The 20,882-nt window shown below is 64.9% G+C and carries 27 protein-coding genes; 12 read left to right on the top strand and 15 right to left on the bottom strand.

Annotation, left to right across the window (positions count from 1 at the left end):
• Positions 1-336: 336 nt before the first annotated feature.
• From AC1D1F_RS09540 to AC1D1F_RS09550, 3 genes are read left to right on the top strand one after another with little or no spacing between them, the layout of a single operon-like run.
• Positions 337-981 carry a glutathione S-transferase gene (locus AC1D1F_RS09540; RefSeq protein ID WP_477700711.1) on the top strand — a complete coding sequence of 215 codons (645 nt, stop codon included), beginning with the start codon at positions 337-339 and terminating at the stop codon, positions 979-981.
• Positions 982-1,004: 23 nt separating this feature from the next.
• Entirely contained in the window at positions 1,005-1,310 is a 306-nt protein-coding gene (locus AC1D1F_RS09545; RefSeq protein ID WP_477697127.1) for an excalibur calcium-binding domain-containing protein, read from the top strand.
• Between the two features lie 56 nt (positions 1,311-1,366).
• Positions 1,367-1,624 carry a hypothetical protein gene (locus AC1D1F_RS09550; RefSeq protein ID WP_477676617.1) on the top strand — a complete coding sequence of 86 codons (258 nt, stop codon included), beginning with the start codon at positions 1,367-1,369 and terminating at the stop codon, positions 1,622-1,624.
• A 7-nt stretch (positions 1,625-1,631) separates the two neighbouring features.
• Here AC1D1F_RS09550 and AC1D1F_RS09555 read toward each other — a convergent pair whose 3' ends face one another.
• Together AC1D1F_RS09555 and AC1D1F_RS09560 are read right to left on the bottom strand one after the other, a co-directional pair.
• Positions 1,632-1,892, bottom strand: a complete 261-nt coding sequence (locus tag AC1D1F_RS09555) for a UBP-type zinc finger domain-containing protein (RefSeq protein WP_477651665.1) — start codon at positions 1,890-1,892, stop codon at positions 1,632-1,634.
• Positions 1,893-1,903: 11 nt separating this feature from the next.
• Entirely contained in the window at positions 1,904-3,610 is a 1,707-nt protein-coding gene (locus AC1D1F_RS09560; protein WP_477651664.1) for an FAD-dependent oxidoreductase, read from the bottom strand.
• A 151-nt stretch (positions 3,611-3,761) separates the two neighbouring features.
• On the opposite strand from AC1D1F_RS09560, the gene AC1D1F_RS09565 reads away from it, so the two are divergent.
• A complete protein-coding gene (locus tag AC1D1F_RS09565; RefSeq protein WP_477676619.1) occupies positions 3,762-4,559 on the top strand; it encodes an extensin-like domain-containing protein in 798 nt (265 codons plus the stop codon).
• Between the two features lie 7 nt (positions 4,560-4,566).
• On the opposite strand, the gene AC1D1F_RS09570 is transcribed toward AC1D1F_RS09565, so the two are convergent.
• Together AC1D1F_RS09570 and AC1D1F_RS09575 are read right to left on the bottom strand one after the other, a co-directional pair.
• Entirely contained in the window at positions 4,567-5,718 is a 1,152-nt protein-coding gene (locus AC1D1F_RS09570) for a DSD1 family PLP-dependent enzyme (RefSeq protein ID WP_477697126.1), read from the bottom strand.
• A gap of 38 nt (positions 5,719-5,756) precedes the next feature.
• The gene (locus AC1D1F_RS09575) at positions 5,757-6,767 is read right to left on the bottom strand and encodes an ornithine cyclodeaminase family protein (protein ID WP_477697125.1); all 1,011 of its coding nucleotides are present in this window, start codon (positions 6,765-6,767) and stop codon (positions 5,757-5,759) included.
• A gap of 103 nt (positions 6,768-6,870) precedes the next feature.
• On the opposite strand from AC1D1F_RS09575, the gene AC1D1F_RS09580 reads away from it, so the two are divergent.
• The 4 genes from AC1D1F_RS09580 to AC1D1F_RS09595 all read left to right on the top strand — a co-directional run bounded on the left by AC1D1F_RS09580 (position 6,871) and on the right by AC1D1F_RS09595 (position 11,063).
• Positions 6,871-8,346 carry an MFS transporter gene (locus tag AC1D1F_RS09580; protein WP_477676622.1) on the top strand — a complete coding sequence of 492 codons (1,476 nt, stop codon included), beginning with the start codon at positions 6,871-6,873 and terminating at the stop codon, positions 8,344-8,346.
• A gap of 91 nt (positions 8,347-8,437) precedes the next feature.
• A complete protein-coding gene (locus AC1D1F_RS09585; RefSeq protein ID WP_477676623.1) occupies positions 8,438-9,700 on the top strand; it encodes a DEAD/DEAH box helicase in 1,263 nt (420 codons plus the stop codon).
• Positions 9,697-10,152 carry a hypothetical protein gene (locus tag AC1D1F_RS09590; RefSeq protein WP_477676624.1) on the top strand — a complete coding sequence of 152 codons (456 nt, stop codon included), beginning with the start codon at positions 9,697-9,699 and terminating at the stop codon, positions 10,150-10,152. Before AC1D1F_RS09585 ends, AC1D1F_RS09590 begins: the two co-directional genes overlap by 4 nt.
• Before the next feature lie 137 nt (positions 10,153-10,289).
• Complete coding sequence (locus AC1D1F_RS09595) at positions 10,290-11,063, top strand: ATP-grasp domain-containing protein (protein ID WP_477676625.1); 774 nt, start codon at positions 10,290-10,292, stop codon at positions 11,061-11,063.
• 118 nt (positions 11,064-11,181) lie between these two features.
• Here the strand turns inward: AC1D1F_RS09595 and AC1D1F_RS09600 are convergent, their stop codons facing one another.
• The 6 genes from AC1D1F_RS09600 to AC1D1F_RS09625 all read right to left on the bottom strand — a co-directional run bounded on the left by AC1D1F_RS09600 (position 11,182) and on the right by AC1D1F_RS09625 (position 14,189).
• The gene (locus tag AC1D1F_RS09600; protein WP_477676626.1) at positions 11,182-11,727 is read right to left on the bottom strand and encodes a CcdC protein domain-containing protein; all 546 of its coding nucleotides are present in this window, start codon (positions 11,725-11,727) and stop codon (positions 11,182-11,184) included.
• Between the two features lie 68 nt (positions 11,728-11,795).
• On the bottom strand, positions 11,796-12,191 hold the full coding sequence (locus tag AC1D1F_RS09605) for a type II toxin-antitoxin system PemK/MazF family toxin (RefSeq protein ID WP_477676627.1): 396 nt from the start codon (positions 12,189-12,191) through the stop codon (positions 11,796-11,798).
• 55 nt (positions 12,192-12,246) lie between these two features.
• Entirely contained in the window at positions 12,247-12,729 is a 483-nt protein-coding gene (locus AC1D1F_RS09610; protein ID WP_477697124.1) for an ankyrin repeat domain-containing protein, read from the bottom strand.
• A 25-nt stretch (positions 12,730-12,754) separates the two neighbouring features.
• Positions 12,755-13,255: a hypothetical protein gene (locus tag AC1D1F_RS09615; protein WP_477676629.1), complete on the bottom strand. Its 501-nt coding sequence runs from the start codon at positions 13,253-13,255 to the stop codon at positions 12,755-12,757.
• Between the two features lie 104 nt (positions 13,256-13,359).
• Positions 13,360-13,863, bottom strand: coding sequence for a hypothetical protein (locus AC1D1F_RS09620; RefSeq protein ID WP_477676630.1), 504 nt, complete (start codon positions 13,861-13,863; stop codon positions 13,360-13,362).
• 2 nt (positions 13,864-13,865) lie between these two features.
• On the bottom strand, positions 13,866-14,189 hold the full coding sequence (locus AC1D1F_RS09625; RefSeq protein WP_477676631.1) for a DUF6172 family protein: 324 nt from the start codon (positions 14,187-14,189) through the stop codon (positions 13,866-13,868).
• A 196-nt stretch (positions 14,190-14,385) separates the two neighbouring features.
• On the opposite strand from AC1D1F_RS09625, the gene AC1D1F_RS09630 reads away from it, so the two are divergent.
• Complete coding sequence (locus AC1D1F_RS09630; RefSeq protein WP_477676632.1) at positions 14,386-14,910, top strand: hypothetical protein; 525 nt, start codon at positions 14,386-14,388, stop codon at positions 14,908-14,910.
• Here AC1D1F_RS09630 and AC1D1F_RS09635 read toward each other — a convergent pair.
• Positions 14,907-15,467, bottom strand: coding sequence for a helix-turn-helix domain-containing protein (locus AC1D1F_RS09635; RefSeq protein ID WP_477676633.1), 561 nt, complete (start codon positions 15,465-15,467; stop codon positions 14,907-14,909). The two genes, AC1D1F_RS09630 and AC1D1F_RS09635, sit on opposite strands and share 4 nt — an antisense overlap.
• 96 nt (positions 15,468-15,563) lie before the next feature.
• On the opposite strand from AC1D1F_RS09635, the gene AC1D1F_RS09640 reads away from it, so the two are divergent.
• Positions 15,564-16,085 carry an N-acetyltransferase family protein gene (locus AC1D1F_RS09640; protein ID WP_477676634.1) on the top strand — a complete coding sequence of 174 codons (522 nt, stop codon included), beginning with the start codon at positions 15,564-15,566 and terminating at the stop codon, positions 16,083-16,085.
• Here AC1D1F_RS09640 and AC1D1F_RS09645 read toward each other — a convergent pair.
• The 4 genes from AC1D1F_RS09645 to AC1D1F_RS09660 form a co-directional block, all read right to left on the bottom strand.
• Complete coding sequence (locus AC1D1F_RS09645) at positions 16,082-16,639, bottom strand: DsbA family protein (protein WP_477676635.1); 558 nt, start codon at positions 16,637-16,639, stop codon at positions 16,082-16,084. The genes AC1D1F_RS09640 and AC1D1F_RS09645 overlap by 4 nt on opposite strands.
• Positions 16,640-16,756: 117 nt before the next feature.
• Positions 16,757-17,005, bottom strand: coding sequence for a hypothetical protein (locus AC1D1F_RS09650; protein WP_074574576.1), 249 nt, complete (start codon positions 17,003-17,005; stop codon positions 16,757-16,759).
• Positions 16,992-17,357, bottom strand: coding sequence for a hypothetical protein (locus tag AC1D1F_RS09655; protein ID WP_477676636.1), 366 nt, complete (start codon positions 17,355-17,357; stop codon positions 16,992-16,994). Before AC1D1F_RS09655 ends, AC1D1F_RS09650 begins: the two co-directional genes overlap by 14 nt.
• 230 nt (positions 17,358-17,587) lie before the next feature.
• Positions 17,588-18,490, bottom strand: coding sequence for a LysR family transcriptional regulator (locus tag AC1D1F_RS09660; RefSeq protein WP_477700712.1), 903 nt, complete (start codon positions 18,488-18,490; stop codon positions 17,588-17,590).
• A 165-nt stretch (positions 18,491-18,655) separates the two neighbouring features.
• Between AC1D1F_RS09660 and AC1D1F_RS09665 the strand changes: the two genes are divergently transcribed.
• The gene (locus AC1D1F_RS09665; protein ID WP_477697193.1) at positions 18,656-19,612 is read left to right on the top strand and encodes a hydroxymethylglutaryl-CoA lyase; all 957 of its coding nucleotides are present in this window, start codon (positions 18,656-18,658) and stop codon (positions 19,610-19,612) included.
• A gap of 53 nt (positions 19,613-19,665) precedes the next feature.
• Entirely contained in the window at positions 19,666-20,874 is a 1,209-nt protein-coding gene (locus tag AC1D1F_RS09670; protein ID WP_477678585.1) for a CaiB/BaiF CoA transferase family protein, read from the top strand.
• Positions 20,875-20,882 lie beyond the last annotated feature (8 nt).

Raw genomic sequence — 20,882 nt, forward strand, 5'->3', positions numbered from 1 at the left:
CCCCTTGTGGATGCGCCGAGGAGCGGAGGTTCAGGCGGATCAGGGATCGCGTTGTTTGAGCCGAAGGCGAGTTTAGCGAGACCCCGCCTGAACCGAGCACCGCAGGTTGCCCGTAGCGAAGCGGAGGGACGCAGCAACCAGGGTCGCCTTTCTTTTGCTTACTTTTCTTTGGCGAAGCAAAGAAAAGTGAGTCGCCGCCGGGCGACCCCGGCCAGCAACCCTCAGCAAAGAGCACAGAGGCAGCGCCCCGCCGGCGCAGGCCCCAACCAACATCCCTAACCCTTGATACGATGAGCCCCCACCCGCCCGAGGCACGGCACCTCAAAAGGACCCCAAATGAAACTGATCGGAATGCTCGACTCCCCCTACGTCCGCCGCGTAGCCATCTCCCTGCAACTGCTAGACCTGCGCTTCGAGCACCAATCACTCTCGGTGTTCAGCACCTTTGAGAAATTCCGCAGCATCAACCCGGTGGTCAAAGCCCCCTCGCTGGTCTGCGACGACGGCACGGTGTTGATGGACTCCACCCTGATCATCGATTACGCCGAAGCACTGGCGGCCCAGGCGCCGGCCGGCAGAAGCCTGATGCCCGCCACCCTGGCCGAGCGCCAACAGGCCTTGCGCGTGATCGGCCTGGCCCTGGCCGCCTGCGAAAAAAGCGTGCAGATCGTCTATGAGCGCCACCTGCGTCCCGCTGAAAAACTGCACCAGCCCTGGGTGTCGCGTGTGACCGGCCAGCTGCTGGCGGCCTATGGCGAGCTTGAAGCGCAGCTGCAGCGCAAACCTCTGGCCGTGGCGAGCGACACCATGGGGCAGGACGGTGTCACCGCGGGCATCACCTGGCACTTCACGCAGGCCATGCTGCCCGAGGTGGTCAACGCGGCGGACTACCCGGCCTTGCGTGAGTTCTCGGCGCGGGCCGAGCAGTTGCCTGCGTTCGCGGCGGCGTCGCACAGCGACAAAACCTACCGGAATCCCTGAAAATCCGGCAACATGGCGGACACATGAAACGCCTGTTCGTCCTCGCCCTTCTCTGCCTGCTGGGATGGCAGGGCTTCGTCAGGTATCAGGCGAAGCACCTGTCCGTGACAAAAGAACAGCTGCCCGCCATCACCACCCAGCCCGCGCCCCTGTTTACAGGCGCGCCGGCATCACCCGCGGCGGCCAGCCCGTTCAAGTGCGACGGCCGGACCTACTGCTCACAGATGACTTCATGCGCTGAGGCAACCTTTTTCCTGAAAAATTGCCCTGGTACCAAGATGGATGGGAACAACGACGGCACTCCCTGCGAGAAGCAATGGTGCAAATAGCTGCCAACTGAAGTTGCCGCAGTGGACTCGCCCGCCCCATCCCGCTAGGATGACGTATGGCCTCCGATCCCATCCCCGACCCGGAACCCACCCCCGAGCTTTCCGAGGAAAAAATCAACGAGGCTCGGGATGCCTGGTGCCGTACCTATGTCCATGTCTGGGCCGACCTGTCCAAGGGAAACTACGACAAGGACGCGGTGCAGAAAGCCGCTGACGAGCACTGGCAGCGCAGCCCGCGATCCAGTCCGGTGATGGTGGCTACGACCGAGTTCACCAAGGCCACCAAGGCGGCGCCACCGCCCGCGAGTCTTTAGAGGCGCCCTAACCCACTTGCAGCTGGTGGTCGTAACACCACATCCAGCTTTCACCAGGCTCGAAGGACTGGATCACCGCGTGCCCCGTCGCCGCATGGTGTTTGCTCGCGTGCTGGTTCTTGGAGTCGTCGCAGCAGCCGATGTGGCCGCAATGCACGCACAAGCGCAGATGCATCCAGGTGTCGCCCGTCTTCAAGCACTCCTCGCAGCCTCTTGAATTCGGTGAATGGATTTCAGCGGGGACATGGCTGCAGGGTTTGATACGCATGGGGTTTCCTTTCAGGCGGCAGCGGCGGCGCGTTCCATCGCCGCCAGGTGCTGGTGAATCATCGCGACCGCCGCGGCGCCCTCGCCTATCGCGCCGCCCACGCGTTTGACGGAGCCGCTGCGCACGTCGCCCACGGCGAACAGGCCGGGGATATTGGTTTCCAGCGGCGCGGGTTTGTAGTCGGAATGCTTGCAGGTGACGCTCTCGCCGGTGCGCACAAAACCGTGCGCGTCTATGGCCACGCCGCAGCTGTCCAGCCAGCCGGTTTCGGGGTCGGCGCCGACGAACAGGAACACGTTGCGCACCTCGGCGTCATGTTCGGTGCCGCGCTGGCGGTGGCGCCAGGTGACGGCGCTCAGGCCGGCGTTGCCGTCGCCGTGCAGCTTGACCACCTCGGTCTGCGGCAGCAGTTCGATATTGGGCGTGGCGCCTATGCGGTCTATCAGGTAGCGCGACATGCTGGCCGCCAGGCTGGGGCCGCGCACCAGCATGTTGACCTTGGCCGCGTGCTGCGACAGGAAGACCGCCGCCTGGCCGGCTGAATTGCCGCCGCCCACCAGCACCACTTCGGTCTGGCTGCACATCTTGGCTTCGAGCGCGGAGGCCCAGTACCAGACGCCGCGGCCTTCGAACTCGGCCAGGCGCGGCACCTCGGGCCGGCGGTAGCGCGCGCCGCTGGCCACCACCACGGTCTTGGCGCGCAGGGTCCGGCCGTCGGTCAGCTTCACATGCAGCTCGCCCTTGATGGCCTTGGCCGCGCAGTCCAGTGACTGGGCCTGCGCCGGGATCAGCATCTCCACGCCGAACTTCTGCGCCTGCACGTAAGCGCGGCCGGCCAGCGCCTGGCCCGAGATGCCGGTCGGAAAGCCCAGGTAGTTCTCGATGCGCGCGCTCGCGCCGGCCTGGCCGCCATAGGCCCTGCAATCCAGCACCATCACCTGCAGGCCTTCCGAGGCCGCATACACCGCGGTTGCCAGACCTGCGGGCCCGCCGCCGACCACGATCACGTCGAAGAGTTCGGGGTGCTCCAGCGTATCGACCATGCCCATGCAGCGGGCCAGCTGGTTTTCGCCGGGGTTCACCAGCACCGAGCCGTCGGGGCAGACCGCCAGCACGTCACCCGCAGCGGCGCCGTACTGCTCCATCAGCGCCGCGGCATCGGTGTCCTGCGCGATGTCGACCACGTGATGCGGTTCGCCGTTGCGGTTCAAAAAGCTTTGCAGCCGCACCACGGCGGCCGATTGCGGCCGGCCTATCAGCACCGGGCCGCTGGCGCCGGCCTCGATCAGCGCCACGCGCCGCAAGATCAGCGCGCGCACCACGCGCTCGCCCAGGTCGGCCTCGGCAATGATCAGCGCGCGCAGCTGGCCGGGCGGCACCAGCAGGGTATCTACGTCGTCTTCGGCATGGCCGTCGACCAGCGCCGGTGCGCCCGAGAGCTGGCCGACCTCGGCCAGGAACTGGCCCGGGCCCTGCGTGACGATGGGCACCACATTGCCCAGGCCGTCGCGCTGCGTGATGGTGACCGAGCCCTTGAGCATCACAAACATGCCGGGGCCGGGCTCGCCGGCGGCGAACAGCCTGTCGCCTTTGCGGAAATGCAGCACCGTGCCGAAGCGGTGGATGCGCGCGATCTCCGCCGCGCTGAGCACGGGGAACATCTGGTGGCGCCGGCTCTCGGCCAGCGGTGGCGGTGTGGGGGTTGGGTCGTCAGCCATCAAAACTCCGTTGCGAAGGGGAACATGAGGGGATGCAATGCTTATGCCCGCATGATGCCGGATCAAGCCAGGGATTGGCGAGATGCATGGCGATTGCTACAAATTTTTTCGTACGGCGAAGCGCCCCGAGGCGCCTCAGCTATAAACAGGCATGCCCCAGGAGCCGTTCCCCACGCAAGACCCGACACCCCCACCGCCAGCCAGGCCCCTGCGCTGGGGCCGCTGGCTCGCGTTGCTGCTGTGGAGCGCCCTCGCCACCGGTGTCTACGGCGTCTACACCGACGTGATCCACATCCCCCCGCAATTGAATCCCTGGGCGCCGCTGGACGTGATGGCCCAGCCCGGCCTGCTGACCCGCTACAAACTCTCGCGTGCGCGCAACGACCCGGAGCGCTGCCAAGCCGCATTGGCAACCACAGGCATGCAGTACGACATCGTGGCCGACCGCAGCACCGGCGACGGTTGCGGTTTCCAGAACGCGGTGCGGCTGCGCACGGCGGCGGTGCGCATGGGCGCGCCGTTTCCGCTCAGCTGCCCGATGGCGCTGAGCTTCTTCATGTGGGAAAGGCATGCGCTGCAGCCCGCGGCGCAAAAGCACATGGGCCAGCGCGTGGCCGGCGTGGACCACCTGGGCAGTTATGCCTGCCGCAACGTGAACCGCGGCGAAGGCGCGCAGCCCAATGCCCCGGCCCGCGCGCGCAGCCGCCACGCCACGGCCAATGCACTGGACATCTCAGCCTTCACCCTGGCCGATGGCCAGCGCATCACGGTGCTCAAGGACTGGGCCGGCGAAGACGCCGCCACACCGCTCAAGCCTAAAGAGATGCTGCTGCGCGAGGCCCACGAGGGCGCCTGCAAATATTTCAAGGGTGTACTGGGCCCCGACTACAACGCGGTGCACAAAGACCATTTCCATTTAGAAACGGGCGGCTACAGCATGTGCCGCTAGGAAGGTCTCACCAGCCGTACAGCCGAGGCCACGTCGCGACTTCACCAGTCTCGGAGAGCGCATGGTATTCAGGATGCTGCGCACCCGTGGCGCAGGCATGGTTGGGCAAAATGCGCAGCTGCGTGCCGACCGGGAAGCGCGTGGCGATGTCGGTGTCGGGCGCGCCTTCGCGCGAAAGAATGCCGTGCTCCTGGTTGGCGCCGCTGAGCACATAACCCGCCAGCACCTCGCCCTCGGCATCGCAGACCTGGCCGTAGCCGAAGTCGTGGGCCTGCTTCTGCGTGCCGCGGTCGCGGCTCATGGCCATCCAGCCGGCGTCGACGATGGCCCAGCCTTTTTCCACCTGGTGGCCTATCACCGTGGTCAGCACGCTGAGCGCGATGTCGTCGGTGGCGCAGACACCGATGTTGTGCATCACCAGGTCGAAGAACACATACACGCCGGCGCGCACTTCGGTCACGCCCTCGAGCTGCGCCGCCGACAGCGCCGTCGGCGTTGAGCCCACGCTGACCACCGCGCAAGGCAGGCCGGCTTCGCGCACGCGTTCGGCCGCCTGCACGCAGGCGGCGCGCTCCTGCTCGGCCATGGCGGCCAGCGCCTCGGGCGTGTGCAGGTCGTAGCTGGAGCCGGCATGCGTGATCACGCCGCCCAGCAACATGCCGCCTTCGTGCAGCGCACGCGCCACGTCAATCAAGGCGGCCTCGCCGGGCTTGATGCCGGAGCGGTGGCCGTCGCTGTCGATTTCTATCCAGGCCTCGAATTTTTCGCCGTGCTCGCGGCCGAAAGCGGCAATCGCCGCGGCCGAGGCCACGCTGTCGGTGATGATTTTGAGGTCGCAGCCCTGGCGCCGCAGCGCCAGCGCCTGCGGCAGCTTGGCCGGCACCATGCCGACCGCGTACAGGATGTCGGTGAAGCCGTCGGCGTAAAACTGCGCGGCCTCCTTGAGCGTCGAAACCGTGATGCCCTGCGCGCCGGCTGCCAGCTGCGCGCGCGCCACCGGCGTGCATTTGCTGGTCTTGACGTGCGGGCGGAAGCGCACACCCAGCGCGTTCATGCGCTGCTGCATGCGCTCGATGTTGCGCTGCATGCGCGGCAGGTCGATCACGGCGGCCGGCGTGTCCAGGGCGGCCAGGGGGTGGGATTGGGTGGTGGCGGTCAAGGGAATCTCCAGAACTGTAGTCAAAGGCTTTAAACGGGTCACCAGGGCCAGGAAATGCTTTGGCCCTTGCCGTCCCGGCGTGCGCGCTGCTCCAGCATGCGCGCGACCGTGAGGTCTTGCAAGGCGATGCCGGTCATGTCGAACACTGTGATGTCGCCGGCGCCGCGCGCAAAGGCGGCCTTGCCCGACAGCACGTCGCCGATTTCAGTACAAACGGTTTCAGGCGCCCATTGCAGCTCGCCTATGCCGCGCGACTGGGCGGCATCGTCCACAAACACGCGCGCCCTGGCCAGCAGGCCCTCGGGCAGCTCGCGTTTGCCCTTGGTGTCGCTGCCCACCGCATTGATATGGGTGCCGGGCTGGACGGCGGCCGCATCGAACAGCGGGCCCTTGCCGGTGGTCGCCGTGATCACCACGTCGCTCTGGGTCACGGCGGCATTCACATCCGCCGCGTGCGTGATGGCGCATTGGCCGGCAAACCTGGCTTCAAACGCGGCCTGGGGCTGGCCGTCAGCCGTGGCGTAAAACACCTGGCGCAGCCCGGGCAGCTGGCGAAGGGCAAAACGCAGTTGCGCCTGGGCCTGCACGCCGGTGCCGAACACGCACACGGTGCGGCTGTCGGGCCGCGCCAGTTCCAGGCCCAGGCCGCCGGCGGCGCCGGTGCGCTCGGTGGTGACGGCGTTGCCGTCGATCAGGCAGGTCGGCCGGCCGGTGGCGGGGTCTATCAGCATGATGGTGGCCTGGTGGGCGTCGGCGCCCCGCGCGGGATTGCCGGGCCAGAAACCGGCGGCCTTGAAGCCCAGTAAGGACTGCGCACCCACGTCGCCCGACTTGATGCCGAACACGCCGCCGGTGGCCAGCCTTTCACGCACCAGGGAGAACACACGGCCCTCTCCCTGGCTGTGGAGCACAAAGGCCTCGCGCACGGCCGCCAGCACGTCGGCGGGCAGCAGCATGGACTCGACCGCGTGTTTGTCCAGCAGCAGCAGCAGTTGGGCATCGGCCGGCCTGCTTGCCTTGGAGGGCGGGGAACTGGCAGGATGGGGCATGGGTGGCTGCGCGCTAGGTGTCGTCATCTGGAAATATTATCCATTATCAGACAATTTGTCAAACAACCGAATCAACTCCACACCCACGACCGCAGGAGACCCCATGCCCGCCAGCCCACACGCCCCTTGTGACGAAGGCATCATCCGCGCCCAGGCCGGCGACTGTGGCCAGACGGCCCATCCCAAGCTGGCGCTGGCCGCCACGGTGCTGGGCTCCTCCATGGCCTTTATCGACGGCTCCGTCGTCAACATCGCCCTGCCCGCCATCCAGCGCGACCTGGCCGGCGATTCGGCCTCCGGGCTGGCCGAGATGCAATGGGTCATCAATGCCTACCTGCTTTTGCTGGGCTCGCTGGTGCTGGTGGGCGGCTCGCTGGGCGACCGCTTCGGGCGGCGCAAGATCTTCATCATCGGCATTGCGCTGTTCACCGCCGCCTCGGTGGCCTGCGGCCTGGCGCCCGGGCCGCTGGCGCTGATCGCGGCGCGCGCCCTGCAGGGCGTGGGCGCGGCGCTGCTGGTGCCGGCCAGCCTGGCCATCATCGGTAATGTGTTCGAAGGCGAGGCGCGCGGCAAGGCGATCGGCACCTGGGCTGCCTGGGCAGCCATCACCGGTGCCGCGGGACCAGTGCTGGGCGGCTGGCTGGTCGATGCGGTGTCGTGGCGTTCCATCTTCTTTTTGAACGTGCCCATGGCCGTGGCCACTGTATGGCTGGCCCTCTACGCCGTGCCCGACAGCCGCGACCCCGATGCGCCCCAGCAGCTTGACTGGCCCGGCGTGCTGCTGGTGGCCGGCGGCCTGGGCGGCCTGACCTACGGCCTCACGCTGGCGCCCGAGCGCGGCTGGCAGGCGGCGAGCGTGCTGGGCCCCATCGTGGGGGGCGCGGTGCTGCTGCTGGCTTTTGTCTATGTGCAGGCCCGCACGCGCGCGCCCATGATGCCGCTGGGCCTGTTCAAGTCGCGCGATTTTGTGGGCACCAATTTGCTCACGCTGCTGCTGTATTTCGCGCTCAGCGGCGCGCTCTTCTTCCTGCCCTTTGTGCTGATAGGCGCTTTCAAGTATTCGGCCACCGCCGCGGGTGCCACCTTGCTGCCCTTCTCGCTGCTGCTCGGTTTCCTGTCGCCGGCCACCGCCAAATTCACCGAGCGTTTCGGCGCGCGCGCCATGCTGATCGCCGGGCCGGCCCTGGCCGCCGCGGGTTTTGCGCTGCTGGCCCTGCCCGGCGTGGGCTGGCCTTATTGGGCCGGCTTTTTCCCCGCCATGCTGGTGCTGGGCCTGGGCATGACGATTGCCGTCGCGCCGTTGACCACCACGGTCATGAACGCCGTGCCCGCCACGCATGCCGGCATCGCCTCGGGCATCAACAACGCCGTCGCGCGCGTCGCCGGCCTGCTGGCCGTGGCCCTGCTGGGCGTGGTGTTTGCCGCCGCGCTGCGCGGGCCGGTGCAATCGGCCCCGCCCGAACTGCTGGTCGCGGCCTTCCGCTGGGTGGTGCTGGGCTGCGTGCTGTGCGCGCTGGGCGCCTCGGCCTGCGCGCTGCTGTTTCTGGCGCCGGCCAGGGCCAAAAGCGCGCGGCCTTAAACTTGGGGCTTCAGGCGGCCCTGCCGGGCCCGCCCCACGCGGCCCACACCGCGCCAACACCGCGTCTTCCCACCCACCTCCACACCCACCCATGCCATTTTCTTCACTGGGCTTTTCGCCCGCGCTGCTGCCCCTGCTCCTGCGCGCCCTGGACGAAAAAGGCTATACCGCCCCCACGCCCATCCAACAGGCCGCCATCCCGGCCGTCCTGCAAGGCCGCGACCTCGTGGCCTCGGCCCAGACCGGCTCCGGCAAGACGGCCGCGTTTACGCTGCCGCTGCTGCAGCACCTGGCCACCACGGCCGCACCCGCCGGCCACCGGCCCGTGCGCGCGCTGATCCTGGTGCCCACACGCGAGCTGGCTGCGCAGGTCGGCGAGGCCACTGTGGGATTCGCAAAGTTTTTGCCGCAGCGCATCAAGGTCGCTGTGGTATTCGGCGGTGTCTCCATCAACCCGCAGATGATGAATTTGCGCGGCGGCGCCGACATCGTGGTCGCCACACCGGGCCGCCTGCTTGACTTGATAGACCACAACGCCCTGACCCTGGCAGGCACAGCAAGCCTGGTGCTGGATGAAGCCGACCGCCTGCTGGACCTGGGCTTTGGCGAGGAACTGAATCGCATCCTGGCCCTGCTGCCGGCCAAACGCCAGACCTTGTTCTTCTCAGCAACCTTCCCGCCCGCGATTGAAGCCCTGGCAGCCAGCCTGCTGCGCGACCCATTGCGCATCGCAGTAGCACCCGTGGTGCAGGCCGTGCCCGACATCGCCCAGCGCGCCATCGAAGTCGACGCGCCTCGCCGCACCCAGCTGCTGCGCCACCTGGTCCAGACCGAAAAGTGGGAACGTGTGCTGGTCTTCGTCGCGACCAAACACGCCGCCGAAATCGTGGCCGACAAGCTGCGCAAGGTAGCCATCGAAGCCGAACCCTTCCACGGCGAACTGAGCCAGGGCAAACGCACCCAGGTGCTGCAGGACTTCAAGATCAAGGCCGTGCAAGTGGTCGTCGCGACCGACGTCGCCGCGCGCGGCATAGACATCGCGCAACTGCCGGTCGTCGTGAACTACGACCTGCCGCGCTCTGTCACCGACTACACCCACCGCATAGGCCGCACCGGCCGCGCCGGGGAAGCGGGTGTGGCCGTGAGTTTTGTGAGCGCGGACACCGAGGCGCATTTCAAACTCATCGAAAAACGCCTGGGCATCAAAGTCGCGCGCGAGCAGGTCGCGGGTTTTGAGCGGGTGGAGGTGGCGGCGATGAACCCAGTCGATCCAGCGGGGACGGGTGGGGTCAAGGGGAAACGGCCTAGCAAGAAAGATAAGTTGCGGGCTGCGGCGGCAAAGGACACTTTATGAAAATAGTGCAAACCATCAGAATGCCACTGGCGCTCTTCGGCATGACGCTTGCGCTGCTTGCAGCTTCATCGGTGTCCGCAGCGGGTCCGGATCTCCAGGGTTGCTGGCAAGGCGAAAGCGTTGTCATATATCTCAAAGATGGAAACAGCAGAACCCAGGCCGGCGGCTGCTCCTTCAAGGTCACGTCGGATCGCATCTCCATGCGCTGTCCCCTACCGGCCGGGGACTCCCTTATCGACTACACCTACCGCATCACGAAGCCAGGCACATATACCGCCACCATGGTCTCTCACAGCTCCCGCCCGGACCTTGTGGGAGGAAGCCGCGACTATGAATATCGGCTCGAAGGTGAACGGCTCCTTATCAGCACGTATCCGCAAAGCACGATCCCGGCGCTTTCCACGCCCGCGGCCAAAATTGACTCGGTTTCGGTTCGAATGGCCTGCAAATAAGCCCAAGCTGCAATGGCAGACCCATCGCCGTCCCTGCACAGCTCGTATGCCTTTGACGAAATCATCTTGGCACAGCGCGCGGTAGCACGAGTCTAGAATCGATCGCAGCAACCATCTCGTCACATCGTTAGCGACTCATGCATTGGATACTACAGCGGAACCTCATCAACCCAGCAGATCTCAGTCGCTTCGAGCGCGCACTGCAGGCCCGCGGCACGGCCTATAGCCTGGTTAGCTTGGTTCCTTTTTTTCACGAACTCGTCTCCGAACCGGGCCACCTTCCTGAAGAAGGGATTTTTGTATATGGCAGCACAGGGCTTGGCAACGTGGCGAAAGCGCGCGGATGGAAGCCTGGTTACTTCGACGCGAACCTGGACTATGAACTCATGCTGAACATGTACGGTTCCCGAGCTCTAAACTCGTCGGCTATTTGCGCTTCACTAGCCGAGTTGCCGCGCACTTGGGATCGATTTTTCATTCGGCCAACGTTGGACAGCAAGTCTTTCGCAGGCACAGTCATGACGTGGCAAGAGCTGGAAGAATTTCGCGACGGTGTGACGCGAGTTTCCAATGCTCCTGACGTAACGCTCTTTCCAGGCGACCGCGTGGTGATGGCTCCGTTGACCGAGATCGAGGCCGAATTCCGCCTCTTTGCTATCGATGGAGTAATCGTGACTGGATCACGCTACAAGGTCGGCGAACACCTCTCGGTCTCCAGCGAAGTACCGTCTGCCATCAGGGAATTCGCACAAGCTTGTGTAGATGATTGGATGCCCAACAAGGCTTTCACTATTGATGTTGCGATCACTGGCGGACAGATGAAGATCATTGAGTTGAACTCGGCAAACTCTGCGGGCGTGTACGCTTGTGATGTTGGCGTTCTCGTTGACGCTGTTAACAGTGGTCTTTGATTTACGGCGAGGGGCCTGAGGCAATGCGCTTTGATGATCCTTACGTCTGCGATTGCAGGGGACGAATTGCAACGGCTCTTAAAAGTGGTGTCCGAGTCAATCTACGAGGTTGGCAAATCTAAGCATCCCGCCCCAATGCCTCACGTTCCCTCTTGGCCCGCAGAACACCCACGCGCCAGCGGACCAGGCCGATGGCGTAGCGGATGTAGTAGCCCGCCAGCAGGCCAAAAACAGCCAGCGTGAGCGGACTCCGTGCGAAATCACCGACGCCGTTCGGCATCCCCGGTGCGATGACGTAGACCTCGAACAGGCGATAAAGAATGCGCGCGACGAACAACAGTGAAAGCGCAATGCCCAGATGCGCATTGGGCGTGTAAAACAGGCCTTCGGGCGTCGGCTCAAAGCGCGTCTTGCGCAGCCCGAAGGTGCCGAGCAAAGCGCCAAGGCCCAGCCCGCCGGCAAGCCAAAGCAGCCGGTCTAGATGCGCATGTGCGGCGAAGCCCAGCAGGACTATCAAGACGGGAAAGATTGCCAGCGTGATCCAGGGGCGAATCCTCGACAGGCGCTGGCGCCCCACCATGCGCCGAAAACGGGCATAGACACGCCACGCGACCAGCGGAAGCAACACAAGCAGTGTGATGGTGGAGGAACCCGGTGCTGGCATGGTGTTGGCCTTCAGGTGTCAGGTATGGATGCAGGCGGCGGGACTCATCAGGAGGGTGAGACGGGGGACTAACGGTTGAGAAAAGACGCCTGCAAAAATCGCATCCCCGCCAGTATCTGCTGAACCCGTTCATCCGACAACGCCCCTATGTGCGCGCCCAATCGCGTCTTGTAAACCGAAGACAGCTGCGACACGACCACCACGCTCTGCTTCTCGAGGTTCCCCTCGCCAGGCTCCAGCAAGACATTGCCCGGTTCCGTCGCGCGGCTCAGCTTAGAGGTCAGTGCGCAAACAATCACGGTGCTGATGCGAGAGCGGTTGAAAACGTCGTCCTGCACGATGACGTGGGGATGCGGGGAGCCTGGGATGGAACCGCGTGAGGGGTCGGGCTCTATCCAGAACACATCGCCCTGCTTGAAGGTGTCGGGGAACGGGCCTAAAGGGGCTTCGGGGTCTCTGTCCATAAGGTCGTAGTTTCTCAACGCGGACGTCCGCGGCTTCAGGCGATGCGGCCCGACATCAAGGAGTCGCCCCCGCCTTGATCAACAGTTTGGCCACCCTACCGTGGCCGGCTTCCCGCGCCTGGGTCAAGGCCGTGTCGCCCCACCTCGAGACCTCATTGAGGCGGGCACCCGATTCGAGAAGCAGCTTCACCGCGCGAACATGGCCGTGGCGGCTTGCCTGCATCAGGGGCGTCTGCATGTCCCCATCCGCACTGTTCACGTCGGCGCCCGCACCCAGAAGAAGCTGAAGTATTTCCGTCCGGTCGTGGGAAGCGGCGAAGGTCATGAAGGTGGGCGATGCGCGGCTGTCCTTGCGCAGATTGGGATCAATCTTGCCGGCAATCAGCGCTTTGACTTGCACTACATCATTGCGCTCTATGGCTCGCATCATCAAATCGTAGTTGTCGGCCGCAGCGACTACGGATGCGAAAAACAGGCCCAACAGCAAAAACACGAATCGCTGCAGGCACTTTTGACTACGGCTCAATGGGGTCAACATTTTCTGCTTTCGAGGGCTGGGGCGCCTATTGGCTTTTACGTTCCTTGAGCGCGTTCTTTTTTGCGACGACGGCCTCACACTTCCCGGCGAGCGCCTGCCAGGCAGCGCCGTCGCCGGCGACACGCACCCACCTGGCTCCGCGCAAATCGGCCTCACCGAAAGAGGTTCGGACACGCGCGAAATCTTCCTTGTGCAGCCGGGCAAACACGGGTGGGTTCTTCTCATCGCATCCGGAAGCAAGGTCACCTGAATAAGAACTGCAGCCGCGAAGTACCAGCACGCCCTTCTTCAAGTCCGCAGCGCCGCTGGCAGCGTAAGAAGATCCCCACTCGGCCGTCCACCGGTAGCCGCCGCCCTCACGGTCCACTGATAGCAGCGTGTGGCCCCAAGGTGATGCAGGGTCACAGGAAATCCACGCACCCGACAAATCCGCCGCGCGTGCAAAGGCCGGCAGCATTGCCAGCAAGAGCGCTGCGGCAGTTGCCTTCATAGAGCTTGGCTTATTCCCCGTCATCCCAATCATCATCACCCTCATTGCGTACCCTCGCGACCCGCACCCCACCCTTCACCACCACTTCCACAAAAACTCCGGCCCGCCGTGAGCGGACTTCGCCCTCCTGCGGGAGCGGCTTAGGGACGGGCGTCTTTAGGCGCATCCGGCTTGGGCACATCCTTCACCCGCACATAGTATTCACGCAGATGAAGACTCGCCGAGTTGTCTTCGCCGCCTGCGTACACCCACAGCATGTCTGGGCTGATGAAGTTATAGACAACGATGGCGTCCCTGCCGGTCACTGGCGCAATAGTTTTGACGGCAACCGAATCCGACGCAACGCCCAGGACACGATAGGGATGGGTTTCGCGAAAACCGGTCAATGGCCTCTTTCGGCCTTCCTGCGTTCGCGTCTCCAGATCCGGCAGCTCGGAAGTCATGGCATCTGCCGTAAAGGTCAGGGTGAGATGACCCATTATCTGGGAGAGAAACAAGGCCGTCTTGCTGTCCAGCTTTGCGCGCTCGTTATTGAAGCGCATGCTGATATCGGAGTCAGACTTCCACTGGCCGACAAGATTCGGGTCCGCATTCGCCGCCGTGGCAAATGCCATCATCAGCAGGAGCACAAAGAGCCTGCGCATGCTTATTCGACGTCGGCGAAATCGTCCTCGCCCTCGTTGCGCGCACGCGGGACCTTGACCCCGCCCTTGGCCAGCACCTCCACATAAAACTGCTCGCCGCCGTCTTTCACGATCTCGTCGATGGACTTGATCAGGTCGGCGACGGAGACCACGGCCGCAGAGGCTTCGCTATAGCCGGACTTGCAATCGAAGTCCCAGAAATCGATGCCCTTGGGCAAGGCCTTGGCGCGTTCGCGTTTGAGGTATTTGCGGATGTCGTGTTTGGCGGCTTCGAGCAGGCGCTCGCGGTTCTTGCCTTCGACCTTCAATTGAAAAGTTTTTTTCATAGTACTTTGGTGTCAGTGCGCGGCCTGTTGTGGCCACGCTTGCTACCGATTATCGGGCCGTAGCCACATGGCCTGCAAAACCGTAGGCAAAAGCAGTGCCGCGCGCCACAATTTGCGCGGCATGGCGTTTGCTTGTCAGGGACGCCTGCTTGTTCAACCCACGGCCCTGGCCTTGCCGGGGCACCAGGAGATTCCAATGATCTATGGCTTGACCTACCTCGGTGTGATCCACACCGCCATCAGCCTGGTGGCCGTCGCGGCCGCGCTGATTGCCTTTTTTCGCGACAAGGAAATCATCGCCGCATCCACCCTGGGCAAAGTCTATATCTGGACCACGGTGCTGACCTGCCTCACGAGCTTCGGCATCTTCCAGCATGGCGGCTTCGGCAAGCCGCATGCGCTGGGCATCATCACCTTGCTGGTGCTGGGCATTGCCTGGGTGGCGGGCACCACCAAGGTGCTGGGCCGTGCATCGGCGTATGTGGAGACGCTCAGTTATTCGATCACCTTTCTGTTCCACATGATCCCGGCGATCACCGAGACCTCGACGCGCCTGCCACTCGGTGCGCCGCTGCTGGCCAGCCCCGAGGCGCCTGAGCTCAAGGCGGCCACGGGCGTCTTGCTGCTGCTTTACATCATTGGCGCGACGCTGCAGGTGCGGCGCATACGGGCGCGGAACGCGGCGCAGGCGGTTTCCTTGCCGGGATCGGCCGCCGTTTAAGCGCCAGGGCTGATCACCAGTAGATAGCGGCAGCCGCTGCGCCCCAAAGTTTTAAAGACCAGCGGGCGGTCCACGCCAAAGTCCAGGCAGTCGCCGGGCTCGAGCTCGAAGACCTCGTCGCCGTAATCAATGCGCAGCCCGCCTTCGACCAGCCAGAGGCGCTGGCGGTAGGGCTGGCCTGTCCACCTCGGGTAGGCGACGCGGGTGGAACGCGGCAGTTCAACCTCGACCATTTCGGCGCCCTGCCCGGCCCCGCGCTCGGCGACCTGGCGGCGCAGGTAGCCGGCTTCGGGGTCGCGCCAGACTTCCTGATCGGCTTTTTTGCGCAGCCGGCGGCCAGCTTCCTTGTCTTCTTCCGTGAGCAGCTGCGCGAGCGGCACGCCCAAGCCGGCCGCGAGGCGGCCCAGGATCATGGCGGTGGGGCTGCTTTCGGCGCGCTCGACCTTGGAGATCATGGCCTTGCTGACGCCCGAGACTTCGGCCAGTGCGGCCAGGCTCAGGCCTTTGGCCTGGCGCAGGGCCAGCAGCCGGGAGGCGATCAGGGCGTCAATCGTCATGGCGGTCCTTGAGTAAAAGCATTCGTCTATCATAAAGGACAAATAATCTCTTATAGTAGACAAATCCTGATCCCCTCTTTCCGAAAGGAGCTTCCCATGCATCCCGTCCTGTGCACCGAAGAACGCCATGCCGGCCAGATTTTGGCTATCTTCAACGAGGCCATCGTGAACTCCACGGCGCTGTACGACTACAAGCCGCGCGCGCCCGAAAGCATGGTTACCTGGTTCGCCACCAAGCGCGCGAACGGCTTTCCGGTAATAGGGCTGGAGGACGACGGCGGCAAGCTGCTGGGCTTTGCGAGCTATGGGACGTTTCGCGCGTTTCCGGCCTACAAGTACACGGTGGAGCATTCCGTCTACGTCGAAAAAAGCTACCGAGGCCAGGGGCTGGGGCGCAGGCTGCTGGAGGCCATCGTCGCCAAGGCCGAGGAGCAAGGCATGCACATCCTGGTGGGCGCGATAGACCTGGACAACACGGCAAGCATGGAGCTGCACAAGCGCCTGGGCTTTGAGCACTGCGGCACGATCAAACAGGCGGCTTTTAAATTCGGCCGCTGGCTGGATTTGGCGTTTCTGCAAAAGACGCTGGCGACGCCTCTGCAGCCGGTCGACGGCTAAGCGCTGGCTTGCTGCCCTAGCGCCTTGTCGATGGCCTCATGCAGATGCTGCAGCCCGAAAGACACGTCACAAAACACGCCGTTGACGTAAAACGCCGGCGTTGAGCGCACGCCCAGGTGGCGGCCGGTTTGCATGTGCTCCTGCACGCGCTGCAGGTAGACGTGGTCGCTCATCTCGTTCTGGTAGCGCGCCATGTCGAGGCCGACCTGGGTGGCGTAGTCGAGCAGGTTTTTGTCCTTGAGGTGCTGCTGGTGGGTGAACAGCAGCTCGTACATGGGCCAGAACTTGCCCTGGGCGCCGGCGGCCTCAGCCGCTTCGGCGGCGAGCTCGGCGTGCGGGTGCACCTCGCGCAGCGGAAAGTGCCGGAAGACAAAACGAAGTTGCTGGCCGAAGTGCGGCAGCATGACCTTGAGGGCCGAGTGCACCTGGAAGCAGGAGGGGCACTCGAAGTCGCCGTACTCGACCAGCGTGACCGGGGCGGACGCGCGTCCGCGGATGTGGTCTATGGCTTCGTCGGGTTCAAGTACCGGGTCCGGCGTGGGCAGGGAGGCCATGGAATCACCTTTCTTCAACTGTTCAATGGAGTATTGGCACAGTATGGCCCCGGGCCGCGGCGTGATCAAGGCGCCACGCCGGCCAAAGGCAGGAAGCGGTGAAACAGTCTGTGTAGCTCAGCCCTGGTTGGCCGCGTTCTCGAGGGCTTCGTCGAGCGCCTTGCATGAGGGCGAGCACACGGCCTGGGACTTGCCCAGCACCTTGCGCGTGCCCATCAGGGAACGGGCGCGGTGCTTGCCGCACATAAAGCACGACATGGTGGCCGCGCCGAACGAGGTGGTGGCGGCGAACGGGGAGCCCGAGACCTTGGACTTGTAGCGCAGGCCGTCTGCGAGGACAGCGGTTTTGGCGTCAGCTCTTGCCATGGTGTGGATCTTCCTTCGGTTGGGGGTTTGGACGGTTCATGGCCTTGTCGATGGCCGCTTTGGCCTGCTGCTCGGCGGCGAGCGAGGCATCCAGCGCGGACCGGCACAGGCCTGCGTACTGGTAGTTCACGTTTTCATACAGCTCGGCGGCGGCCGGATGGGTGTCCAGCAGCGCGCCCAGCGCCGTACCCGGCTCCACGTCGCCCAGTTCGCTGACCAGGTGCAGCACGACGGAGCGGTATTGCTCGGCGCCTACAGGCACCGCGCTGTGCTCCAGGCGCTCGAGCAACTCGGCCAGCACGTGGGTGACCGTGAGGTCGGTCTTGTGGGGATGGGAATGGGTGGCGTTCATGCAGTGAATTTGGGGCTTCCTTCCCCAAAATCAAGCGCCGTGGCTGGCCAGGACGCCGGCCTTGCGGCGGCTGCCGGACCCGTTTGGGCCTAGCCTGGATCAGCCCTGCACGCTATATTTTCTATAGCTGATGACGCTTGTCTGCCGTGGGTTGGAGGCTTATTTTAACGCAAAAGAAGGCCGGCCGCTTTCACCGCCCCTCGAGAGGGGGTTTTAAGGGCCTGCGCCGCTCAGGCCGCCGAGGTATCCGCCAGGTGCCTGACCAGCAGCCTGGCCGCGGCCGACAGGCCCGCTTCGTCGCGAAAGCAGATGGCGAAACGGCGCCTGGCCCAGGCATCGGTCAGCGGCAGCACGCGCAGGCCGTAGGTGCTTGCATAGGGCTCGGCGACCTCGCGCGGCACCACGCTGATGGCCAGGTTGGCGCGCACCACGCGCAGCGCCGCCTCAAAGTTGGAGACGATGACGCGATGCACCACGACCCTGCCCTTCAGCGCGGCCGCGCGCTGCAGCAGCACCTGCACCGCGCTGTGCGCCGGCAGGCTCACGTGCTCGTGGTCCAGCGTCTGCTCGAAGCTCAAACTCTCGTGGCCGGCCAGCGGGTGCGAGGGGTGCAGCACGATGCCGAGGTGGTCATGGCGGTAACCACAGGATTGCAGGCCCGAGAGGTCGGCCGCGTCCCAGCAGATGCCGACGGAGGCCACGCCCTCCTTGATGCCGCTTATCACCTCGGGGCTGACGCGCTCTTCCATGGTGACGCGGATGTCGTGGTGCGCCTGGACCTGCAAAAAAGCCGCCACGTCGTCGGCCAGCGATTCGGCCATGACGGACGCCGTGGCTAGGATGCGCACTTGGCCGCGCACGCCCAGCGCATAAGCACCCATGTCGCGCTCGATCTGGTCGGCGCTGGCTAGAATGGCGCGCGCGTGCTCCAGCAGGCTCTCGCCGGCCGGTGTGGGCTCCACGCCGTGGCGGCGGCGCAGCAGCAGCGGCGTGCCGACCGTGTCCTCAAGCTGGGCCAGCCGCTTGCTGATGGCCGAGCCGACGATGTTGGCCTGCTCAGCCGCGCGGGCGATGCTGCGGGCGTCGCACACGGCGGCAAAGAGGCGCAGAGTGGTCATGTCGAGGTCTCTCATGCCTTGTCTCCTGATGATGTTTGTGGTGTTTGTGGTGGCCAGATATTCCCAACAGGAACACCATTGATTCCAAAAATGCCAAACCAAACGTTTCGGGAAATTCTAAACTGAGGCACCGAGCCAGAACCCCTGCAGAACCCCTGAATTCTTCGGAGACAAGCCCCCGTGAATACCGCACCCACCCTGCCCCAGCGCGTCAGCATCCGCGAAGTCGGCCTGCGCGACGGCCTGCAAAGCATTGCCGCCGTCATGCCCACCGCCCACAAACTGCAGTGGATCCAGCAGGCCTACGACGCCGGCCAGCGCGAGATCGAGGTCGGCTCTTTTGTGCCCGCGCGGCTGCTGCCGCAACTGGCCGACACCGCCGAGCTGGTGGCTTTTGCGAAAACGCTGCCCGGCCTCACGACCTCGGTGCTGGTGCCCAACCTCAAGGGCGCCGAACGCGCCATCGAATCCGGCGCGCACCTGATGCTGCTGCCGATCTCGGCCAGCCACGCCCACAGCCTGGCCAACCTGCGCAAGACGCCCGATGAGGTGGTTGCGGAGATCGCCCGGATACGCGACCTGCGCGATGCCTCGGGCAGCGCCATCCGTATCGAAGTGGGCTTCAGCACCGCTTTCGGCTGCACGCTGCAAGGCCGCGTCGAACCCGCCGAGGTGCTGCGGCTGCTGCAAGCGGTGCTGGACGCCGGCGCCGACTGCGTGGGCCTGGCCGACACCGTGGGCTACGCCGACCCGGAAATGGTCCGCGCCTTGTTCGGGCAGGCCCTCCTTGTCGCCGGCGAGCGGCTCAACTGCGGCCACTTTCATGACACGCGCGGCATGGGCATCGCCAATGTCTATGCGGCCCTGCAAGCCGGTATCACGCGCTTCGACGCCTGCCTGGCCGGCATAGGCGGCTGCCCGCACGCGCCCGGCGCCAGCGGCAACGTGGCCAGCGAAGACCTGGCCTATATGTTCGCGAGCATGGGCATTAAAACCGGCATTGACTTCGACAAGCTGATGGCCTTGCGCGGCCAGGTCGCGGGCTGGCTTGAAGGCGAAAGCCTGCACGGCACGCTGTGGCGCGCGGGCCTGCCCAAAACCATGCGGCCGGCTGAAAGGGCCGCCGCCACGGCCTAAACTCATCGCTTGCCCATCCGGCCGGCGCCTTGTTTTTCTCACCTGAACACCGCATGCAAAACACCGCTTCCTCCACCCCACCCCAGCCGCTGGCCGGCCTGCGCGTCGTGGAGTTCACCCACATGGTCATGGGGCCGACCTGCGGCATGGTGCTCGCCGACATGGGCGCCGAGGTCATCAAGGTCGAGCCTATTGACGGCGACCGCACGCGCCGCCTGCTGGGCGCCGGCTCCGGCTTTTTCCCGCTGTTCAACCGCAACAAAAAAAGCATAGGCATTGACCTGCACAGCCCGGTGGGCGCCGAGGTGGCGCGCAAACTCTGCGCCAGCGCCGACGTGGTGGCCGAGAACTTCAAACCCGGCACCATGGCGAAATACGGCCTGGACTACACCGCGTTGAACGCCGTCAACCCGCGCGTCATCTACGTCAGCCACAAAGGCTTTTTACCCGGCCCGTATGACCACCGCACCGCGCTGGATGAAGTCGTGCAGATGATGGGCGGCCTCGCCTACATGACCGGCCGGCCCGGCGACCCGCTGCGCGCCGGAACCAGCGTCAACGACATCATGGGCGGCCTGTTTGGCGCGATTGGCGCGCTGGGCGCGCTGATCCAGCGCGGCATCAGCGGCAAGGGCATGGAAGTGCAGTCCGCGCTGTATGAAAACAATGTCTTCCTGATGGGCCAGCACATGCTGCAGTACGCCATGACGGGTAAACACCCCGCCCCCATGCCGGCGCGCGAAAACCCCTGGGCGGTGTACGACGTCTTCACGGTCCGGGACGGCGAGCAGATCTTCCTGGCCGCCGTCAGCGATGCGCAGTGGCAGACCTTTTGCACCGTGCTGGGCTTCGACGACCTGAAAGCCGATGCCGCGCTGGCCACCAACAACCAGCGCGTGGTGCTGCGCCCGGCCCTGTTGAAAGACCTCACCGCACGGCTGGCCACACGCAGCGCGGCCGAGCTGTCGGCCGTGATGGAAGAAGCCGGCCTGCCGTTTGCGCCCATCCGCAGGCCCGAAGACCTGTTCGATGATGAGCATTTGCTGGCCACCGGCGGCCTGGCCGATGTGCGCCTGCCCGACGGCCCGAAAGCCGGGCAGACGGTCAAGACCACGCTGTTCCCCATCACCCTGCAGGGCCAGCGGCTGGGGGTTCGCCTGCACCCGCCTACGCTGGGAGAGCACACGCGCGAGTTGCTGGCCGGGCTGGGTTACGGCGCCGCTGAAGTGGATGACCTGCACCGGCAGGCTGCAGTGAGTTGAACCTGCCG

Source organism: Polaromonas sp. P1_H6 (assembly GCF_056405195.1).